Origin of the sequence: Luteimonas sp. TWI596 (assembly GCF_039674105.1) — a bacterium.
Taxonomy (GTDB): Bacteria; Pseudomonadota; Gammaproteobacteria; order Xanthomonadales; family Xanthomonadaceae; genus Luteimonas.
The window spans coordinates 1-2,210 of the sequence record NZ_JBDJMU010000045.1; the positions used below are offsets into that span (position 1 = coordinate 1).

1 protein-coding gene is annotated in these 2,210 nt (G+C 67.2%); it reads right to left on the minus strand.

All coding sequences use genetic code 11. From position 1 onward, the window contains the following. Nucleotides 1–2,210: isopeptide-forming domain-containing fimbrial protein (locus tag ABE487_RS17165; RefSeq protein ID WP_346452922.1), on the minus strand; the 2,210-nt coding region annotated here is incomplete at both ends.

Here is a 2,210-nt window from a genome sequence, read left to right on the forward strand (position 1 = left end):
CACCCGCATCGGTCACCGAACCGAACGTCAGACCCGCCCCGAGCGTATCGCTCAGCGTCAGCACTTCAGTGGTGGCCGAGTTCGCGACCGTCGCCGTCAGCGTGTAGGTCAATGTGTCGCCAGGCGACACCTCGCTACCCGACGCCGGGTTGGAGGTCTTGCTCACCGTGATCGACGTGGCGACGACCGGATGTTCGGTCTCGCAGGTCGTGCAGACCGGATCGGGATCGTTGCCGCCAGCCGGGTTACTGGCCACGACGACGTTACCGACGCTTCCGGTCGCATCCGCATTGACGGTCGCGGTGTAGGTCAGCGAGTACGTGCCCGGCAGCGTGCCCGCCGGCAGCGTGCAGGTCAGTGCGCCGGTGCAGGCGAATGCGCCCGCATCGGTCACCGAACCGAACGTCAGGCCTGCGCCCAGCGTATCGGCGAGCGTCAACACTTCGGTCGTGGCCGAGTTCGCGACCGTCGCGGTCAGCGTGTAGGTCAGCGTGTCGCCAGGCGACACCTCGCTGCCCGAGGCCGGGTTGGAGGCCTTGGCCACCGTGATCGACGTCGCGACCACCGGATGCTCGGTTTCGCACGTGGTGCACACCGGCTCGGGGTCATTGCCGCCGGGCGTCGTGCTCGCGACCACGACGTTGCCCAGCGTGCCGGTCGCATCCGCATTGACGGTTGCGGTGTAGGTCAGCGTGTAGGTGCCCGGCAGCGTGCCGGCAGGCAGCGTGCAGGTCAGTGCGCCGGTGCAGGCGAATGCACCCGCATCGGTGACGGCGCCAAAGGTTAGACCCGTGCCGAGCGTATCGGCGAGCGTCAGCACTTCGGTCGTCGCCGAGTTCGCGACCGTCGCCGTCAGCGTGTAGGTCAATGTGTCGCCAGGCGACACCTCACTACCCGAGGTCGGGTTCGAGCTCTTGCTCACGGTGATCGAGGTCGCGACGACAGGATGTTCGGTCTCGCAGGTCGTGCACACCGGATCGGGATCGTTGCCGCCAGCCGGATTACTGGCCACGACGACGTTACCGACGCTGCCCGTCGCATCCGCATTGACAGTCGCGGTGTAGGTCAGCGTGTAGGTGCCCGGCAGCGTGCCCGCCGGCAGCGTGCAGGTCAGTGCGCCGGTGCAGGCGAATGCACCCGCATCGGTGACGGCGCCAAAGGTCAGACCTGCGCCAAGGGTGTCGGCGAGCGTCAGCACTTCGGTCGTCGCCGAATTCGCAACCATCGCCGTCAGCGTGTAGGTCAGCGTGTCGCCAGGCGACACCTCACTACCGGAGGCCGGATTGGAGGCCTTGGTCACCGTGATCGACGTCGCGACAACCGGATGTTCAGTCTCGCAGGTCGTGCACACCGGATCGGGATCGTTGCCACCGGCCGGGTTACTGGCCACGACAACGTTGCCGACGCTGCCCGTCGCGGCGGCGTCCACCGTGGCCGTGTAGGTCAGCGTGTAAGTACCCGGCAGCGTGCCGGCAGGCAGCGTGCAGGTCAGCGCGCCCGTGCAAGCGAAGGCACCCGCATCGGTCACCGAACCGAACGTCAGGCCTGCGCCCAGCGTATCGGCGAGCGTCAACACTTCGGTCGTGGCCGAGTTCGCAACCGTCGCCGTCAGCGTGTAGGTCAGCGTGTCACCAGGCGACACCTCGCTCCCCGAGGCCGGGTTCGAGGCCTTGCTCACCGTGATCGACGTCGCAACGACCGGATGTTCGGTCTCGCAGGTGGTGCACACCGGATCGGGGTCGTTGCCGCCGGGCGGCGTGGTCGCCACCACAACGTTACCCAGCGTGCCCGTCGCATCCGCATTGACAGTCGCGGTGTAGGTCAGCGAGTACGTGCCCGGCAGCGTGCCCGCCGGCAGCGTGCAGGTCAGCGCACCGGTGCAGGCGAATGCGCCGGCATCGGTGACCGCACCAAAGGTCAGACCTGCGCCAAGGGTATCGGCAAGCGTCAGCACTTCGGTCGTCGCCGAATTGGCGACCGTCGCCGTCAGCGTGTAGGTCAGCGTGTCACCAGGCGACACCTCGCTCCCCGAGGCCGGGTTGGAGGCCTTGCTCACCGTGATCGAGGTCGCGACAACCGGATGCTCGGTCTCGCAGGTGGTGCACACCGGATCGGGATCGTTGCCGCCAGCCGGGTTACTGGCTACGACAACGTTACCGACGCTTCCGGTCGCATCCGCATTGACAGTCGCGGTGTAGGTCAGCGTGTAG